Here is a 17,646-nt window from a genome sequence, read left to right on the forward strand (position 1 = left end):
GGCGCGGAATGGGCGCCGGAGGGAGATTCAGTGCTCGAGCGAGGACTGCGGTGGCCGTGCCGGACGCGGTCACGGCGGCCGGCGTTGGGTGCCGGCTTGCCTGCCGGCCGCCGCCCGCGTCGATTTCGCGCGACGGCAGAGCACCGGACGCCGCCACGCCGACGCTAGTCGAACGGATTCAGCAGGCGCACGCCGGTACGCGCAAAATCGCCGACGTTGCGCGTGACGACCGTGAGATCGTTGATCAGCGCGGTGGCCGCGATCAGCTTGTCGAGTTCGTGCGTCGGATCGGGCACGCGCAAATGCCCCCACATCTGGCTGATCTCGATATCGACCGGCAGGATGTTCGGCGCATAGCCGGACAGGATCATCGCCATCCAGGCGTCGAGCGCCGACGCCTGGACGTGATCGCCGCGATGACGGATCAGGTCGACGCCGCGCCGCAGCTCGGCCACAGTCACGACGGACAGGTAAAGCGGGCTCGCGTCGGCCTCTGCCTGCCTGAAAAACGCCCGCACGCCGCGGTTGGTTCGCTTGCCCTTCCTGATTTCGCTGATGACGTTCGTATCAATCAAAAACACGCCTGACCTCGCCGGAATCCTGAACCCGTTGGAAATCCGCGTCCTCGCCGACCTCCGGCATGCTCATCAGCACTTGCGCGAATGTCCGCCGCTTCGGGCGGCCGAGCGCTTCGGCCAGAATGGCCCGATGTTCGGCCTCGGCGCTCCTGCCGTTTGCCGCAGCCTGCTCGCGCAGGCTCTGAACGATAGTGTCATCCACGTTACGCACCAGTAAATTTGCCATGAGTTCCTCCATCCGGATTTGCTATCAATGATAGCGCCGCGAGGATGAATTGCAAGCATTGCTATCACCTTCGTGACCGGACGGACAACGGGGTCGGCGCAGACTCGCGGCAGCGGACGGCATGAATCCGTCCACCGTCCGCCGCGGGCCCGACGCGTCGAACTGCTGTCGCTCAAGGTAAGCCGGAGCGGGACGATGTGGAAGCCGGCCGAATGGCCAGTCAAGTGCCGTCGACAGCGACGAATGTCCGGCCGGCGAGGAACGGGATTTGCGGCGCGAGCATCGTTGGCGTCATGCGCGGCGGAATACGGGCGCCATCCCGGTTCACGCTGAAACATCGTGTTGCACAACGGGCTGCGGCCGTTGCCACCGTTTGCTACCATCAGCCCATAAGTCGGCGATCGAACGCCGCACGAAGCGCGCAGAAGACCTTGCATCGACGCGGACCCTCCGTGCCTGAAACCCCGATCCAAGACACGAGACGTTCTTCAGTGGACTTTGTTACGCTCTCTCCGGCCACCCTGTTCTCCCCGACCCCCGACAAACTCTACTTCCCGGCATGCCTTGCGGCCGTCGCGATCATCGCGTGGCTCGTCGCCAGACACGTGCCGTTCTACCGGTGGGCCGTCGACCGGTCGTTGTCGATGCGCTATCGCAACCTGGACGGATTCCGCGGCATCCTGGCCACCTCCGTCGTCTTCCATCACTTCGCGTGCAACCAGGCGTTGCTGTCGACCGGCATCTGGGGAGCCGACTCCGATTTCCTGCGCAATCTCGGGACGATTCCCGTCGCGATGTTCTTCATGGTCACCGGCCTCCTGTTCTGGGAACGCGCATGCCGAGGCTCGTTCGACGTGCGGACCTTCTTCGTCGGACGCGTGCGACGCCTCGCGCCGCTCTACCTGTCTTACGCGGTCGTCATCGTCGCGTGCACGCTGTACTGGTTTCCCCGCAACGCCGTCGGCGCTCCGGCGCAGCTGCTGGGCGACCTGCTCAAAGCGGTGTCGCTCGGCTGGTTCGGTGCGTTCCCGATCAACGGTGCGGCGCGAACCAGCTATCTGAGCGGCGTGTGGTGGACGCTCGCATACGAATGGCGCTTCTACGTCGCCGTCCCGCTGCTCGCATGGTTCGTCGCCACGCACGCGTGGCGCAAGCTGCTCGCGCTCGCGATCGTCACGGCCTGCGCCGCGCTGTTCGGACCGCCAGCCGGCATGGCGCTGCTGTTCGCGTTCGGCGCCGCGGCGTACGAGGTATCGCGGCACCCCGTGATCCGTGCGCGGCTCGGCACGAAATCGGCGGCTACCGTCGCGTTGCTGATCCTCGCCGTGTCCCCGTCCCCGACCGAACGCTATTCGATCGAGGGCGCGCTACCGCTGCTCCCGGTATTCCTCTGCGTCGCATGCGGGAACACGTTCTACGGCGTGCTCGGCACGCGGCCGCTCGCGCTGCTCGGCACCGCCAGTTTCAGCATCTACATGATCCACATGGTGATCGTGTACGCGATCACGCATGCGGCCAACAAGTTCACGTTCCCGATCGATTCGGCCGGCGTCCCCGGCATCTGGGCGCTGTCGCTTGCAAGCGCGCTGATCGCCGTTTTCTGCGCGCTGCTGACCTACCGCTACATCGAGCACCCGTTCATCGCGAAGCGCAACGATGCACGCCCCGCACGCCGCGCGGCCGACCCCGTTCGCGAGCATCACACGGTCACGTCGTGACGGATGCGCAGTTCAGAACCGGTACGAAATCCCGATCTGCAAGACCGGATACCACCGGTATCGCGACATCACCCGCCGCAGCTGGTCGAGCCCGCTCGCGACCAGGATCTGGCTCTTCACCGGTCCGGCCGCGGCCGCCAGTTCCGGCGACAGCGAGTACGAACATTTCGGGATCCCGTACGCGACGCCGATATCGGCGACGAATCCGAGCCCTTTCGACGCCGGCCGGTGCCCGTAGCCGATACCCGCATACGGCATCACGGTCGGATAGCGCGCTTCCGCGACCGCATACATCCCCGGCAGCGCCGGATAGCGCTTGCCGCCGAACACGTAAGTGCCGTTGGTCGGTACCGACACGCCGCGAAGCTCGTCGTCGTTGAAGCGCAGCCCGAGCGTCGCGCGGAAGCCGCTGCCCCGCCACGGAAAGATGTCGGCGTACAAGCCGCCCTGGCGCAGCTTCAGGTCGTCCTGATAGCGATTGCCGGCCACCGTGAAGTCATGCGAAAGATCGATCGCGTTGAAATCCGCATGCGCACCCAGCATCGAATTGAAGCTCACGGCCGCGCCGATGCCGACGCCCTGCGTACCGCCCTGCAGATAGATTTCCTGCGCGTGCGCACTCGCGGCAAACGCCACCGCGACGAATGCCCATTGATTCACCGTCGTTTTCACGGGCGCCTCCCCCGACACGTGCCGGGCGCAGCGCCCCGCCGCACGCGGCCTTCGTCGCGATGCGCGGTGCGAACCCCGGCACGACACCTTGCAAGCAAGCTTGCTGTTCGACGGATCGGGAACGCGTTGCACCGTGCGCATGACCGATACGACATGCGCGGCGCTTGCGCCGCGACACGCGGCGCCCGCGACCCGATCCGATCCCCGGTTTGTTTCGATGTCGTTACACGCCGCCGATGTGCTGATCGTTCTGGCGAATCCGTCTGCGCCGGCGGCACCGGGTCAACCGCAAGGCACGTGCCATGCGGCGCAAATCGAAGCGGGGAAAGCGTGACGGCCGCGCACGCGCGGCACTGCGGGTCGCAATGGTGGGGAAATGTTTCAGGAACGTATCCGTATTCGGCACGCCAGGCCGAAATACGCGATCGGCGGAATCGCGCATCGGTCGCACAACGTCAGCAGAACGAGGCCGGACGGCGCGTCAGCGCACGCGCGTCGCCGTCGCAATCAATCGTGTGCAGAGGAATACGTTGGAAAAGCGTTGCAAAAGTGTCACCTCGTGGCGTGCACACGCGGTGCCGATGCACGCTCGTGCGTGACGAGGCAGGGTGAATACCGATGCGTGCGCATGCATCTTGCCCGGGCTGGGTACGGATGCGACACACGAGCTGATCGGCATCCCGATTCGCGTCGTCGATGACTTCAAGAAGGGACGCAGCGGCGCGCGAACGCGAGCACCGCGCCCTGCGGAAATCCGTTGTCGCTCAGGCAGCCGCCTCGGCCGCCGCGCGCAACCGGTACTTCAGCACCTTCCCCGCGGCGCTCGTCGGCAGCTGCTCGACGAACGTGAAGAAACGCGGCACCTTGTAGTTCGCCATGTTGCTGCGCGCCCAGTCGTTCAATTCGCCGGCATCGGCATGCGCGCCCGGTCGCAGCACGACATACGCATGACCGACCTCACCGAGGCGCGTATCGGGCACGCCGACCAGCGCGACCTGCGCGATCGCCGGATGCGCGGCGAGCAGCCGTTCGATCTCCGCCGGATAGCAGTTGAAGCCGCCGACGATGAACATGTCCTTGATGCGGTCGGTGATCTTCAGGTTGCCGTTCGCATCGACGCAGCCGAGATCGCCGGTATGCAGCCAGCCATCGGTATCGACCGTCTCGCGCGTCGCGTCCGGCTGGTTGAAGTAGCCGCGCATCACGTTGTAGCCGCGCACCCAGATCTCGCCGGTCTCGTCCGGGCCGAGCGGCACGCCGCCCGGCCCCGCGATGCGCAGCTCGACGTCCGGCATCGGCCGGCCCGACGTGTAGGCGACCGTCTCCGCATCGTCGCCGTGACGGCACAGCGTCGCGAAGCCGCACGATTCGGTCAGCCCGTAGCCGGTCAGTACCGTCTCGAAGCCGAGCTCCGCGCGCATCCGCTCGATCAGGCTCGGTGCGATCGCCGCCGCGCCCGTCACCGCGATCCGCAGCGACGACAGGTCGCGCGTCGCACGATCGGGCGCGTCGAGCAGCGCGTAGTACAGCGTCGGCGGCCCGGGCAGCACCGACACGCGATCGTCGGCGACGCGTCGCAGCACGTCGGCCGGCTGGAACACGAGATGCGGCAGCACGGTCGCGCCGCTCGACAGCGCGGCGAGCCAGCCGGCCTTGTAGCCGAACGTATGGAAGAACGGATTGACGATCAGGTAGCGGTCGTCCTGGCGCACGCCCGCGATCGCGGCCCACGCCTGCGCGGCGCGCAAGTTCTGGCCGTGCGCGGTCATCACGCCCTTCGGACGGCCCGTCGTGCCGGACGTGAACATCAGGTCCATCACGGTGTCGGGTGTGACCTGCGCCTCGCGTTCGCGCACCGCGGCCAGCGATACCGCCGCACCGTGCGCGAGGAACGCGTTCCACGTCTCGTCGCGCGCACCGGACGGCGGCTCTCCGTCGAACACGACGACCCGCTCGAGCGTCGCGGGCCGGTGCGGCGCGAGCATCGCCGGATACGATTCGCCGAGGAAGGCGCCGCAGCAGAACAGCAGCCGCGCACCGCTGTCATGCAGGATGCCGCCGACCTCCATTCCCTTCATCCGCGTATTGACCGGCACGAGGATCGCGCCGACGGTGTGGATCGCCAGCGCCGCGACGATCCATTGCGGCAGGTTCGGCGCCCAGACCGCGATGCGGTCGCCGGCGTCGATGCCGCTCGCCAGCAGCGCACGGGCCGCGTCGAGTCGCGCGGCGTCGAGTTCCGCGTAAGTCAGCCGGCCGTGCTCCGACTCGATCGCCGGATGCGCGCCGTGGCGCGCGGCAGCCCGTGCGATCAGCGCGGGCATGGTCAGGATTTCATTGTCCATCGTCATAGATCAGGATGGCCGTGCGCGCCGCCGGCGCGTCGCGGCTCAGTCGGGAAACACCACGCGCAGCGCGCCGCTCGCGGGCCGTGCGCAGCAGGCGAGCGTCCAGCCGGCCGCGATCTCGTCGTCGTCGAGCACGTGGTTGCTGTCGAGCGCGACCTCGCCGCGCTCGATCCGGCACATGCACGCGCCGCACTGCCCCATCCGGCAGGAATTCGGCGCCGGCACGCCCGCGCGCAGCATCGCATCGAGCAGCGTTTCGCCGGGCGCGCTGTCGAATGCGAACGCGTCGCCGTCGAGCACCGTCTCGATCGCCGCGCCGTCGCCGGACACAACCGCCACCGCTGCGCTCGACGGCGCCGTATCGGCGGCCCGCGCCGGTGCATCGGGCAGCGACGCGAACCGCTCGACATGCACGCGGGCCCGCGGCAACCCGAGGCCGAGCATCGCGGCCAGCGCGTTCTCCATGAACAGCGCGGGCCCGCAGATGAACGTCTCCTGCCGGCTGAACGGCCGCGCGAGTTCCTCGAGATGGCGCTGCTGCGGGATGCCCTGCACGCTGTCGAGCCAGTGGATCGCGCGCACGCGGCCCGGATGGCGCTGCGCAAGCTGCTGCAACTCGGCGCGGAAGATCACCGAGCGTTCGTCGCGGTTCGCATAGATCAGCGTCAGCATCCCGCGGCCGTGCACGAGCGCCGATTTCAGGATCGACAGCACGGGCGTGATGCCGCTGCCGCCCGCGAACAGCAGCAGGTCGCCGTCGAGCGTGCGCGGCGTGAACACGCCGGCCGGCGGCAACACGTCGAGCGTGTCGCCGGCCTTCACGCGGTCGCACAGCCAGTTCGACGCGCGGCCGTCGCGCACGCGCTTGACGGTGATCTTCGGCGCCGCGTCGATACCCGGTGCGCTCGACAGCGAATAGCAGCGCGCGACGGTCGCGTCCGCGCACGGCACGTTCAGCGTCAGGAACTGCCCGGGCCGGTACGTGAATGCGTCACGCAGCGCGGCCGGGACGTCGAATACGAACGAGCACGCGTCGTCGCTTTCGGCAATCACGTCGGCCACGGTCAGCCGGTGGAAGCGTGGATCGCTCATCGCCGGTTCCTTGCGTCACGCGGCCGCACGGGCCACCGGCGCGCCGGGCGTCGTATACGCGCCGTCGAGATAGACGAGCGGATCGACGTCGCCGCTCATCAGCACCTCGCGGATGCGCCCGATGAACACCGTATGCGTGCCGTATTCGAAGCGGCCGTCCTGCTCGCACACGAGGCTCGCCTGCGCGTCGCGCAGATACGGCACGCCGTGTGGCGACGTATGCCATTCGCCGGTCGTGAAGCGTGCCTCGCCCTTCAGGCGGCCGCTGCAGTCGATCGCGATGCCTTCGTGGCGCGCGGACAGCACGTTCACGCAGAACGGCGCGCCCGCATCGAGCGGCGGATACAGCGACGCACTGCGGTTGATGCAGATCAGCAGCGAAGGCGGATCGGTCGACAGCGAGTCGACCGCCGTCGCGGACATCGAGTAGCGCCGGCCGTCGTGCGTGCTGCTGATGACCGTGACGGAGCGCGCGAGGCGGCGCATCGCGAGCAGCATGTCGGTGCGCAGCGGGTGGGTGGTGAGATCGCTCATGATCGGACTCCGTCAAGTTCAGTCGTGGATGGCCGGGCCTGCCGGCCTCCGGCGTCGGCTGCGCGAGCAGCCAGGTGGTCGGCGGCGAGATACCCGAAGGTCATCGCCGGGCCGAGCGTCGAGCCCGCGCCGGGGTAGCTCGCGCCCATCACCGATGCGCTGGTGTTGCCGATCGCGTAGAGGCCGTCGATCGGCTCGCCGTCGGCGCGCAGCACGCGGGCGTGCACGTCGGTGACGAGCCCGCCCTTCGTGCCGATATCGCCCGCGTCGATCCGCGCCGCGTAGAACGGCGCTTCGTCGACCGGCCCGAGACACGGGTTCGGCGTGTTGCGCGGATCGCCGTAGTACGTGTCGAACGCGTTGTCGCCCTTGCCGAACGCTTCGTCGACGCCGGTGGCCGCGTAGCGCGCCATGTCGCGCAGCGTGTCGTGCAGGCCGGCCGCGTCGACGCCGATCTTCGCGGCCAACGCATCGATCGTGTCGGCTTTCACGAGCACGTCGCGAAAGGCTTCCGGTATCCGCGCATCGGGCATCATCGACGCCGGCATGACCGGCCCGCACGGATACTTGCGGCGAAAACGCGCGTCGAACACCATCCATGCGGGCACGGTCGCGCCGGTGCGCGCATGGTCGCGATACATCGCGGGCACGAATTCGGAATACGGCGCGGCTTCGTTGACGAAGCGCTTGCCGAGGCCGTTGACGATCACGCAGCCCGGCAGGTTGCGCTCGACGAACAGCGCGCGTTGCTTCTCCTCACCCGCGACGCGGACCGTCGGCGCGCCCCACACGTGCTCCATCAGCGCCAGCGCGCCGCCGAGCCGGTGGCCTTCGGCGATCGCGTCGCCGGTGTTGGACGGCGGCGTCGCACTCCATTGCGCCCGGGTCGGCTGCGGCAGGTAGCGCTCGCGCATCGGCTGGTTGCGCTCGAAACCGCCCGCGCCGAGGATCACGCCATGCCGCGCCGCGATCGTCACCGGCTGCCCGAAGCGCTGCGCACGCACGCCCGTCACGCGGCCGTCCGCGTCGAGCAGGTCGCGCATCGGCGTGTCGAGCCACACCGGCACGTTGCGGTCGAGCAGCGCACGGCGCAGCCCGCCGATCAATGCGTTGCCGAGCGTCAGGCGCCGGTCGCGCCGCGTGCGGCGCCGCATGCGGAAATCAAGCCAGTAGCGGCCGAACTGCCTGATCGTGAGCGTCATGAAGCCGGGCCCGCGCGAGAACAAGGTGTGCGCTTCCTTCGACGTCACCGACAGACGCCCGAAGATCAGCGTGCCGGGCGACGGCGGCCGCAGCCGGTCGAACTCGTCGCCGAGCAGGCCGCCGTCGAACGGCAGCGGATCGAGCGCACGATAACCGGGCATCGCGCCCGGCAGCTTCTGGAAATAGTCCGCGTATTTCGGCAGCGCCTGGAAGCGCACGGGCGTCTTCGCTTCCAGATAGCGCAGCATCTCCGGCGCGCGATCGAGATAGGCGTCGAGCCGTTCTTGTGTCGACGCGCCGGCCACGCACGCGTCGACATAGCGGCGCGCGGCCTCGCGCGAATCGGTCGCGCCGAGCTCGGCGATATGGTGGTTGCACGGAATCCAGATGCCGCCGCCCGATACGGCCGATGTGCCGCCGTACAGCGCCGTCTTCTCGATCACGACGACGGACAGCCCGTGGTCGGCCGCGCGGCACGCGGCGAGCAGCGCGCCCGCGCCCGAACCGACGACGATCACGTCGAACGTGTATTGCTGTGCTTGCGTGTCGTTCATCGCGGCCTCGTCAGATGAAGAAGTCCGTGTTGTCGCGACCGAGCATCACCGCGCCGAGGTTCTGGCCGAAGCGGTCGACGTTGTTCGCGTAGTGCGCGCGGGCCGCATGCAGGTCGAGGAAACGGCGCACCAGCGGATTGCGGTGATAGATGCCGTTGCCGCCCGCGTAGCGCAGCAGCGTGTTCGCGGCCTGCGCGCAGCGCTCGGCGACCTGCGCCGACTGGTAGCGGAAATGCACGCGGCGCTCGATCGACACGGCCGGGCCGCCCGTCACCGACGCCATCAGTTCCGCGAAATTGCGCTGGAGCAGCACCTTCATCTCGTCGATCGCGACGGCCGCGTTCGCGCATGCGCTCTGCGCGCCCGGATCGTCGGTCGTCTTCGCGCCGCTGTTCGCCGACACGCGCGTCGCCGCATAGCCGGTGAAATCGTCGAGCGCACCCTGCAGCGCGCCGATGCACGACGTGCACACCGCGCGCACGAAGATCTGCGCGAACGGCAGCTTGAACAGCGGTGCAGCGTTGACGGCGAGACCGGGGCTCGTGCCCATCATCCCGTCGATCGCCTTGTGCGTGCGGTACGCGGGCACGAACACGTCGTCGACGACGATGTCGTGGCTGCCCGTCGCGCGCAGGCCGAGCACGTCCCAGTCCTGCTGGATCCGGTAGTCGGTTTTCGGCAGCAGGAAGGTCCGGTATTCGGGCGGCTGGCCGGCCTCGGCCGGCGGCACCAGCGCGCCGAGGAACACCCATTCGCACAGTTCGCTGCCGCTCGAGAACTTCCAGTGGCCCGACAGGCGGAAGCCGCCGTCGACCGGCGTCACGCGGCCGACCGGCATGTAGGTCGACGCGATCAGCGTGGCCGGGTCGTTGCCCCAGACATCCTGCTGCGCGCGTTCGTCGAACAGCGCGAGCTGCCAGTTGTGCACGCCGACGACGCCGTACACCCACGCGGTCGACATGCAGCCGCGCGCGAGCGCCATCTGGATGTCGAAGAAGGCCTGCGGATCGAGCTCGTAGCCGCCGTAGCGCTTCGGCTGCAGCACCTTGAAGAAGCCGGCGGCCTGCATGTCGGCGATCGTCTCGGCCGGGATCCGGCCCTGCGCGTCCGCCTGCGCGGCGCGGCCGGCCAGCACCGGCGCCAGTGCCTCGGCCCGGGCGACCAGCGTGGCGGCCAATGCGTTCGAATCGTTGTCGCGATGCACGAATGTCTCCTGTGGAACGGGGGCTGCGCCGTGGTGCGCGCCCCGCTCTCGTTCAAAGTTGTTCGGCGCGGCCTGGCCGCGGGCGATGCTCGCCACCACCGATGGTCGGCTTCGCGCGACCGCGCCGCATCGTCCGACCGGACGGGACGACGGGCGCGGCCCCGTGCATCACGCGCAGGCGCGTTCCTTCTCGCGGTTGAAGAACGGGATCACGTGCTCGCCGATGTTGCGGATCGTCTCCATCTGCGCTTCGTGCGGCACCGTGCCCATCTGGCACAGGAACAGCACTTCGTCGACACCGGCTTCCTGCAGGCGGCCGACATAGCCGATGCAGTCGTCCACCGTGCCGTACGCGTGGTTCGGGTTCATCATCGCGAGCGCCGGGTCGGCGAAGTTGACGACGACTTCCTCCGACGCGAAGCGCGAGCGGATCACCATCTCGCCGGTGTCGGCCTGCACGAGATCGTCGTCCCACTTCGCCGGGTCCGGACGCTCGCCGCCCGTGTACCAGTACGCGAGCGATTCCATGAAGTAGCGCTGGCCGCGGATGCCGATCTTGCGGGCGGCCTGGCCGTCGGCCATCACGACCGTCGGGCACAGCGCCGCGAGGTGCCGGGTCGGGCGGAAGCCGACCTGGTCTTCCGGCTTGCGGTTCGCCCATGCCTCGCGGTACACGGCATTCTTCTTCGCGACCTCGTCCGGACCGCCGAAGCCGAGCACCAGCGCGCCCATCCCGCGCTGGCCGGCGCGCAGCAGCGCGTCGGTGTTCGTACACGCGAGGTACATCGGCGGGTGCGGATCCTGGAACGGCTTCGGGTGGATCGGGCGCTTCGGGATCTTGATGTACTTGCCGTCGTGCTCGATCTCGTCCTGCACGAACATCTTCGGCACGAGGTACATCGATTCGTCGATCATCGGCTGCAGTTCGTTGAGGTCGTAGCCGAACGCGCCGGCTTCCTGCTGGCTGCCGCCCTTGCCGACGCCGAAATGCACGCGGCCGCCCGACAGGATGTCGAGCAGCGCGACGCGTTCCGCCACCTTGATCGGGTGGTTCATCGCCGGCGGCAGGCACACGACGCCGTGGCCGAGGCCGATGCGCGTCGTGCGGCCGGCCAGGTACGCAAGGAAGGTTTCCGGCGCGCTCATGTGCGCATAGTGGGTCAGCGACGTGTGCTCCACGCACCAGATCGTGTCGAAACCGACCTGCTCGGCGAGCAGCGCCTGCTCGACCGTCTCCTTGAACACCCGGTGGTCGCCCTCGCGCGATGCGTCGGTGGTCTGGGCTTCGTAGATGAGGGAAAACTTCATTGCGTGCGTCTCCATGTGTGTTGGACGAGTCGGGGTCGCGCAGGCCGCCCGCACGATACGGACGAATAGCGACGGTCCACGAATGGGAGTGTCGGCGCGCCGGCTGGCGTGGGCATCATCTGTTCGGAGTAGCTGCCCGCCTGCGGGGACAGAGGGGTTTCACGGTCATCCGATCGGACTGCGTGAGCCCGCGGGCGACGCGCTAGCATCGACCGGCGGCGCATTGCACGCCGCCCACATCAAGACAAGGGAGAACCGGGATGAAGGTATCGATGCTGCTGTATCCGGTCGACGACATCGACACGGCGCTGCCGCTGTTCGTCGACGGGCTGGGGCTGAACGTGAAATTCCGCGACGGCGACCGCTATTGCGCGCTCGACGGCGGCCCGCTGACGATCGCGCTGGTCGCGGGCGACGAGCAGATCGTCGAGCGCGCGGCGCTCACGCTGCGCGTCGACGAAAACGACGACCTGTATGCGGCGATGGCGCGGGTCGTGAAGGCCGGCGCATCGGTGCGCGTGCCCGTGCAGGCCGGGCCGCACGAATACCGCGCCGTACTGGAGGACAAGAACGGCGCGCTGCTCGTGATCTCGCAGAAGCGGTCGGCCTGACGATGCGCGGCGCGGGCGCCGGATGCCGGATGCCGGCGCATGGCGTGCGTCACCTGCCCCCTTTTTTCGCGAGCGCCTTCGGCACGACCGCGTGCGTGACGCCCGGCTCGGCCTCGATTTCCTCAGACAGCTTCCCGATAACCGCCGGAATCGGTACCATCGAGCGCTTGAAGTCCGGCAGGCGCCGCGCAACCGCGCACCGGCGCCCCCCCGCCGGGCTTTCGCACCACCGATTTCGCCATGTCCCGGGAACCCACACACGCCGTGCTGCTCTGGATCGTCGCCGCTGCATTCTTCATGCAGTCGCTCGACACGACGATCGTCAACACCGCGCTGCCCTCGATCGCCCAAAGCCTGCACGCGTCGCCGCTCGCGATGCAGCCCGTCGTGGTCGTCTACACGCTGACGATGGCAATGCTCACGCCGGCGTCCGGCTGGCTCGCCGACCGCTTCGGCACGCGCCGCGTGTTTTCGGTCGCGATCCTCGTGTTCGTGCTCGCGTCGATCGGCTGCGCGGCGTCGCATACGCTCGGCCAGCTCGTCATTGCGCGCGCCGTGCAGGGCATCGGCGGCTCGATGCTGCTGCCGATCGGGCGGCTCGCCGTGCTGCGCCGCGTGCCGGGCGAACAGTACGTCGCGGCGATCGCGTTCGTGTCGACCGCAGGCCAGCTCGGCCCGATCGTCGGGCCGACGCTCGGCGGCTGGCTCACGCAGGCGATGTCATGGCACTGGGTGTTCATCGTCAACGTGCCGGTCGGCGTGGTCGGCTTCGTCGCGGTGCAGCGCTACCTGCCGCACGACCAGGCGACGCAGCCGCCGCCGTTCGACTTCGTCGGCTGTGCGCTGCTGTCGGTCGCGATGATCGCGCTGTCGCTCGCGATCGACCCGCCGACGCCCGCGCATCGCACCGCGTGGGCGGCCGGGCTAGCCGTGGTCGGGCTCGCGAGCGCGCTCGCCTACCTGCCGCATGCGCGGCGGCGTGCGCAGCCGCTGTTCCGGCTCGGGCTGTTTCGCGAGCCGAACTTCGGTTCGGGGCTGCTCGGCAACCTGCTGTGCCGGATCGGCACGAGCTCGGTGCCGTTCATGCTGCCGCTGCTGATGCAGGTGCAGCTCGGCTATACGCCGCTGCAATCGGGGTTGATGATGCTGCCGGCCGCGATCGCGGGCGTCATCGCGAAACGCTGGATCGCGCCGCTCGTGAAGCGCTTCGGCTATGCGACGTTCCTGGTCGTGAACACGGTGATCGTCGGCTGCGCGATCACGGGATTCGCGCTGGTGTCGGCACAACCCGCGCCGGTGCTGGAGAGTGTGCTGCTGATCGTGTTCGGCACGGCGAACTCGATGCAGTTCGCGGCAATGAACAGCGTGACGCTCAAGGGGCTGTCGCATGCCGACGCCGGCAGCGGCAACAGCCTGTTCACGATGATGCAGATGCTCGCGATGGGCCTGGGCGTGTCGATCGGCGGCGGGCTCGTCAACCTGTTCGCCGCCTATTGGGGCTCGATGGCGCACGGATTCATGCTGTCGTTCGCGTGCATGGGCGGCGTGACGCTGCTGTCGTCCGCCGTATTCCGGCGGATCGATACGGCCGCGCCGCCGGCCGGTGCGGCGGCGCGATCGTCCGCTTGAACGCGGCCGTCAGTTCACCTGACGGCGTTCGACGACACGCTTGAGCACCCAGCGGATCGACGAACCGTCGGCCGGCGGCTGCGCGACGCGGTATTCGTCGATTTCGAGCGTGTACAGGTAACCGGGCTGGTAGGCAAACCCTTCGATCCCCGCGTACCACAGGCTCCACGGCTCGCTCGGGCTGCTGCGCACCTGCAGGCACTCCATCGGCGCGACGCCCGTGCAGCGCGCCGACTGCGGCGCGACGTAGACGGTTTTGGTCACGGGCTTGCCGTCGACCGGGCGGGCCGCGCTCGGCGCCGTGGCGGCCGCGTCGGTCTGGCATCCGGCGAGGAGCGTGCTGCCGGCAATCACGGCCGCGCCGAGCAGCGTTCGGGTCTTGTGAATCATCAGATGTTCCTCTGGGAGCGTTGGAGGGCCGGTTAGACGACCGGCGCGGCGAGAAGGTTCACAAATACCTTACAAAACGCACTCGACCACCCTCATTCATGGGATGTCGCGCGCGAGCCGATACGCTACCGTGTTCCGGTTCCGCCACGCGCATCGCCGCCGGCGGTCCGAACGTGCACGCCAGGCGCCCTGCGACCCGGCGGCCGCAACAGGAGACAACCCGAATGATCACGGCGCCCCCGGCCCTGCCGCCAAACCTTGCCCAATCGAAACTGACGCTCGAGCAGTTCGACGCGTTGCTCACGACCATCTACGAAGGCCCGCTCGAAGACGTGCCGTGGGGCGCCGCGCTCGAACAGATCCGCGTGCACCTCCACGCGAACTACGTGACGATGATCCTGCGCTGGCCCGCCAGCGGCCATACGGGGCTGATGATCAACGCATCCGCGGAGAGTGCGCCGCTGACGGGCGTCGCGTCTTACAACAATTATTACTACGCACTCGATCCGTTCGTGAACCTGCCGGGCGATCGCGTCGTCACCGTCGACGAGCTGCTCGGCGTCGGCGTCTGGCGCAACAGCGCGATGTATGCCGAATTCCTGAAGCCGTTCGACGTCGGCTATCTGATGGGCGCAGACCTGCGCACGCACGACGGCGTCGAGTGCCGGTTTCGCGTCTGCCGTCCGCATCGCGGCCAGGCATTCTCGGCGGCCGACAAGGCCGTGTGCAACGCGCTGCTGCCGCACCTGAAGCGCGCGGTGCGGCTGCACGCGAAGTTCGGGATGGTCGAATCCGAGCGCACGCTGTATGCGAGCACGATCGACCGCATGCTCGTCGGCACCGCGATTCTCGACGAGCGCGGCACGATCATGAGGACCAACTCCGTCGCCGACGAGATCTTCGCCGAATGCGACGGCTTGCGCGTGCGCGGCGGCACGCTCGAGGCGTCGTATCCGCTGGAGGACCGCAAGCTGCAGAAGCTGATCCGCCAGGTGCTCGCGGAACGCACGGGCGTCACGCCGTCGGTCGCGCACGCGATCGCGGTGCCGCGCCCCTCCGGCAAGCCGCGGCTTGGCGTGCTGATCCGTGCGGTCCCGTTGAGCGAATGGTCGGAGGACAACCCGCGCCGGCCGGCGTGCGCGATCTTCATCCGCGATGCCGAGCGCAAGTCGCAGGCGTCTCACGACATCGTGCGCAAGCTGTTCGACCTCACGCCGGCCGAAACGGCGCTGGCGCTCGCGCTCGTCAACGGGCAGACGCTCGAGGAAGCGGCCGACGAACTCGCGATCAGCAAGAACACCGCGCGTTCGCACCTGCGTGCGATCTTTTCGAAGACGGGTGTCACGCGGCAGGCCACGCTGGTGCGGATGTTGTTGAACAGCGTGCTGTCGCTGGGGTGAGGGGCGCTGCGCGAAGCATGCCCGCCGTCGAATCCGCCTAGTCCGTTTCAACGTCGAAGCACCGGCCCGTGCCGCCTAACCTGTCGCTCCCCCCGCCTCAGGAGACAGGTATGGAACATTTCGCAGGAAAAGTTGCCGTCGTGACCGGTGCGGCGACCGGTATCGGACGCCAGGCCGCCCTGTGCTTCGCCGAAGCCGGTGCGCGGGTCGCGCTGCTGGACACCGTCGTATCCGCCGCGGAAGACACCGCGCACGAAATCGAGCGCCTCGGCGCAAAGGCGATCGTGCTACGCGCCGACGTGTCGCGCGACGATGACGTGCGCGCGGCAATCGACACGACGGTCGCCACGTTCGGCCACCTCGACTTCGCGTTCAACAACGCGGGCATCGCACCGCGCGGAGCCCCCGCCGCCGAGTTCGACGAAGGCGAATGGGACCGCACGATCGCCGTGAACCTGAAAGGCGTGTGGCTGTGCCTGAAGCACGAATGCCGGTACATGCTGCAATCCGGCGGTGGCGCGATCGTCAACACGTCGTCGATCATGGGGCTCGTCAGCGGGCCCGGGCTCGCGGCGTATTCAGCGTCGAAAAGCGGCGTTATCGGCCTCACGAAAGCGGTGGCGATCGACTATGCGAGCCGCGGCATCCGCGTGAATGCCGTGTGTCCGGGCGGCATCGCGAACACGGCGATCACCGAGCGGCCGGACAATCGCGACGACATGGCGCGGCTGATGCAGGCCACGCCGATGGCGCGGCTCGGCGAACCGCGCGACATCGCGGAAACGGTGTTATGGCTGTGCTCGCCGGCCGCGCGCTTCGTCACCGGCCAGGCGATCGCGATCGACGGCGGTTTCACCGTGTGGTGATCGTGTACCATCGGCGCTTCCCGATACGCCTTGACGCGTTCGTTGCCTGCGTCCGTCCGGCCACGCCCGTGCGGTTCGCGCAACGCGCCGCCCTTCGCATGCCCTCACCCGTTCCGTCCGACGCCGCGCTGCGCCCGCTGCCGATCGATACGCTGACCGTACCGGCCGCGCTCGACGGACGCACCGGCTCCAACCGTTCCGGCAGCGCGCATCCGCAGATCGCCGCGACCAACGATCTCGACGCCGTGCGCGCGTGGCTCGCACGCTTCGTCGATACGCCGACCACGTTCCAGAACTACCGCAAGGAAGCCGAGCGCCTGCTGCTGTGGGCCGTGATCGCGTGCGGCAAGCCGCTGTCGTCGCTCACGCACGAGGATCTCGTCGTCTACCGGCAGTTCCTGCTCGCGCCCGCGCCGGCCGACCTGTGGTGCGCGAACGGCGGCCGCAAGCATCCGCGCGACGATCCGCGCTGGCGGCCGTTCTACGGGCCGCTGTCGGCGGCCAGCCAGCGGCAGGCGCTGGTGATCCTGAACGTGATGTTCTCGTGGCTCGTGCAGGCCGGCTATCTGGCCGGCAACCCGCTCGCGTTGTCGCGGCAACGGCAGCGCCGGCCCGCGCCGCGCGTCACGCGCCATCTCGGGCAGCCGCTGTGGCAGTCGGTCAAGGAGGCGATCGCCGCGATGCCGCGCGACGATGCGCGCGCGTGCTTCCATGCGGATCGCGCGCGCTGGCTGTTCACGCTGCTGTATCTCGGCGGGCTGCGCATCACCGAAGCGGCCGACACGACGATGGGGCAGTTCTTCTGCCGGCGCGATGCGAACGGGCACGACCGCTGGTGGCTCGACGTGACGGGCAAAGGCGGACGGCAGCGGCTCGTGCCGGCCACCGACGAGATGATGGCCGAGCTGTCGCGCTACCGGCGCGCGCATGGCCTGGCCGCGCTGCCGTCGGACGGCGAGCCCACGCCGCTCGTGCTGCCGGTCGGCCGGACGCGCAAGCCGCTCACGCGTGCCGCGCTGCACCGGATCGTGAAGCAGGTATTCCGGCACGCGGCCGACCGGCTGCGCGCGAACGGCGAAGCCGGCGACCAGCAGGCACGCGTGCTCGAACAGGCGTCCGCGCACTGGCTGCGCCACAGCGCAGGCTCGCACATGGCCGACGGCCGCGTCGACCTGCGGCTCGTGCGCGACAATCTCGGCCATGTGTCGCTGACGACGACGAGCCAGTACCTGCACGCGGACGACGACTGGCGGCATCGCGAAACGGAGGAGAAGCACCGGATCGGGTGGTAGCCGCTATCCGCACCGTCAGGC

Annotated in this window: 16 protein-coding genes; 6 read left to right on the plus strand and 10 right to left on the minus strand. The window is 68.7% G+C overall.

The genetic code is table 11. The features are described from left to right. Positions 1-164: 164 nt before the first annotated feature. Together U5798_RS23910 and U5798_RS23915 are read right to left on the minus strand one after the other, a co-directional pair. Positions 165-581 (minus strand): type II toxin-antitoxin system VapC family toxin, encoded by a 417-nt coding sequence (locus tag U5798_RS23910; protein WP_322083424.1) that lies wholly within the window; start codon positions 579-581, stop codon positions 165-167. After that, positions 568-804 carry a FitA-like ribbon-helix-helix domain-containing protein gene (locus tag U5798_RS23915; RefSeq protein WP_069618041.1) on the minus strand — a complete coding sequence of 79 codons (237 nt, stop codon included), beginning with the start codon at positions 802-804 and terminating at the stop codon, positions 568-570. The genes U5798_RS23910 and U5798_RS23915 overlap by 14 nt, the downstream gene beginning before the upstream one ends. A gap of 491 nt (positions 805-1,295) precedes the next feature. Between U5798_RS23915 and U5798_RS23920 the strand changes: the two genes are divergently transcribed. Further along, complete coding sequence (locus U5798_RS23920; RefSeq protein ID WP_322083425.1) at positions 1,296-2,522, plus strand: acyltransferase; 1,227 nt, start codon at positions 1,296-1,298, stop codon at positions 2,520-2,522. Between the two features lie 12 nt (positions 2,523-2,534). Here U5798_RS23920 and U5798_RS23925 read toward each other — a convergent pair whose 3' ends face one another. The 7 genes from U5798_RS23925 to U5798_RS23955 all read right to left on the minus strand — a co-directional run bounded on the left by U5798_RS23925 (position 2,535) and on the right by U5798_RS23955 (position 11,437). After that, on the minus strand, positions 2,535-3,212 hold the full coding sequence (locus tag U5798_RS23925) for a hypothetical protein (protein WP_124447187.1): 678 nt from the start codon (positions 3,210-3,212) through the stop codon (positions 2,535-2,537). A gap of 746 nt (positions 3,213-3,958) precedes the next feature. Continuing rightward, entirely contained in the window at positions 3,959-5,545 is a 1,587-nt protein-coding gene (locus tag U5798_RS23930; RefSeq protein ID WP_322083426.1) for a FadD3 family acyl-CoA ligase, read from the minus strand. Positions 5,546-5,584: 39 nt separating this feature from the next. Further along, positions 5,585-6,634 carry a ferredoxin--NADP reductase gene (locus tag U5798_RS23935; RefSeq protein WP_322083427.1) on the minus strand — a complete coding sequence of 350 codons (1,050 nt, stop codon included), beginning with the start codon at positions 6,632-6,634 and terminating at the stop codon, positions 5,585-5,587. A 15-nt stretch (positions 6,635-6,649) separates the two neighbouring features. After that, positions 6,650-7,168: a flavin reductase family protein gene (locus tag U5798_RS23940; protein ID WP_322083428.1), complete on the minus strand. Its 519-nt coding sequence runs from the start codon at positions 7,166-7,168 to the stop codon at positions 6,650-6,652. Then, positions 7,165-8,925: an FAD-dependent oxidoreductase gene (locus tag U5798_RS23945; RefSeq protein ID WP_322083429.1), complete on the minus strand. Its 1,761-nt coding sequence runs from the start codon at positions 8,923-8,925 to the stop codon at positions 7,165-7,167. Before U5798_RS23945 ends, U5798_RS23940 begins: the two co-directional genes overlap by 4 nt. 10 nt (positions 8,926-8,935) lie before the next feature. Further along, entirely contained in the window at positions 8,936-10,129 is a 1,194-nt protein-coding gene (locus U5798_RS23950; protein WP_124447177.1) for an acyl-CoA dehydrogenase family protein, read from the minus strand. Positions 10,130-10,297: 168 nt separating this feature from the next. After that, positions 10,298-11,437 (minus strand): LLM class flavin-dependent oxidoreductase, encoded by a 1,140-nt coding sequence (locus tag U5798_RS23955; protein ID WP_124447175.1) that lies wholly within the window; start codon positions 11,435-11,437, stop codon positions 10,298-10,300. Positions 11,438-11,697: 260 nt separating this feature from the next. Here U5798_RS23955 and U5798_RS23960 point away from each other — a divergent pair, with 260 nt between their 5' ends. Both U5798_RS23960 and U5798_RS23965 read left to right on the plus strand, forming a co-directional pair. Beyond that, complete coding sequence (locus tag U5798_RS23960) at positions 11,698-12,048, plus strand: VOC family protein (protein ID WP_124447173.1); 351 nt, start codon at positions 11,698-11,700, stop codon at positions 12,046-12,048. A gap of 240 nt (positions 12,049-12,288) precedes the next feature. Next, positions 12,289-13,677, plus strand: a complete 1,389-nt coding sequence (locus tag U5798_RS23965) for a DHA2 family efflux MFS transporter permease subunit (RefSeq protein ID WP_322083430.1) — start codon at positions 12,289-12,291, stop codon at positions 13,675-13,677. A gap of 9 nt (positions 13,678-13,686) precedes the next feature. On the opposite strand, the gene U5798_RS23970 is transcribed toward U5798_RS23965, so the two are convergent. Next, positions 13,687-14,067, minus strand: a complete 381-nt coding sequence (locus U5798_RS23970; protein ID WP_124447169.1) for a DUF4377 domain-containing protein — start codon at positions 14,065-14,067, stop codon at positions 13,687-13,689. Positions 14,068-14,291: 224 nt separating this feature from the next. On the opposite strand from U5798_RS23970, the gene U5798_RS23975 reads away from it, so the two are divergent. From U5798_RS23975 to U5798_RS23985, 3 genes are all read left to right on the plus strand, one after another. Beyond that, positions 14,292-15,467, plus strand: a complete 1,176-nt coding sequence (locus U5798_RS23975) for a helix-turn-helix transcriptional regulator (RefSeq protein ID WP_124447167.1) — start codon at positions 14,292-14,294, stop codon at positions 15,465-15,467. 110 nt (positions 15,468-15,577) lie between these two features. After that, positions 15,578-16,333, plus strand: coding sequence for an SDR family NAD(P)-dependent oxidoreductase (locus U5798_RS23980; RefSeq protein ID WP_322083431.1), 756 nt, complete (start codon positions 15,578-15,580; stop codon positions 16,331-16,333). 98 nt (positions 16,334-16,431) lie between these two features. Continuing rightward, a complete protein-coding gene (locus U5798_RS23985) occupies positions 16,432-17,625 on the plus strand; it encodes a tyrosine-type recombinase/integrase (protein WP_322083432.1) in 1,194 nt (397 codons plus the stop codon). The last annotated feature ends 21 nt before the right edge of the window (positions 17,626-17,646 follow it).

The organism is Burkholderia sp. BCC1972, from assembly GCF_905339605.1.
Lineage (GTDB): Bacteria > Pseudomonadota > Gammaproteobacteria > Burkholderiales > Burkholderiaceae > Burkholderia.

Coding starts and splice junctions, on each gene's coding strand:
- U5798_RS23915 (WP_069618041.1), bottom strand. CDS start 804: ATGGCAAATTTACTGGTGCGTAACGTGGATGACACTATCGTTCAGAGC.
- U5798_RS23930 (WP_322083426.1), bottom strand. CDS start 5,545: ATGACGATGGACAATGAAATCCTGACCATGCCCGCGCTGATCGCACGG.
- U5798_RS23935 (WP_322083427.1), bottom strand. CDS start 6,634: ATGAGCGATCCACGCTTCCACCGGCTGACCGTGGCCGACGTGATTGCC.
- U5798_RS23940 (WP_322083428.1), bottom strand. CDS start 7,168: ATGAGCGATCTCACCACCCACCCGCTGCGCACCGACATGCTGCTCGCG.
- U5798_RS23945 (WP_322083429.1), bottom strand. CDS start 8,925: ATGAACGACACGCAAGCACAGCAATACACGTTCGACGTGATCGTCGTC.
- U5798_RS23955 (WP_124447175.1), bottom strand. CDS start 11,437: ATGAAGTTTTCCCTCATCTACGAAGCCCAGACCACCGACGCATCGCGC.
- U5798_RS23960 (WP_124447173.1), top strand. CDS start 11,698: ATGAAGGTATCGATGCTGCTGTATCCGGTCGACGACATCGACACGGCG.
- U5798_RS23965 (WP_322083430.1), top strand. CDS start 12,289: ATGTCCCGGGAACCCACACACGCCGTGCTGCTCTGGATCGTCGCCGCT.
- U5798_RS23970 (WP_124447169.1), bottom strand. CDS start 14,067: ATGATTCACAAGACCCGAACGCTGCTCGGCGCGGCCGTGATTGCCGGC.
- U5798_RS23975 (WP_124447167.1), top strand. CDS start 14,292: ATGATCACGGCGCCCCCGGCCCTGCCGCCAAACCTTGCCCAATCGAAA.
- U5798_RS23980 (WP_322083431.1), top strand. CDS start 15,578: ATGGAACATTTCGCAGGAAAAGTTGCCGTCGTGACCGGTGCGGCGACC.
- U5798_RS23985 (WP_322083432.1), top strand. CDS start 16,432: ATGCCCTCACCCGTTCCGTCCGACGCCGCGCTGCGCCCGCTGCCGATC.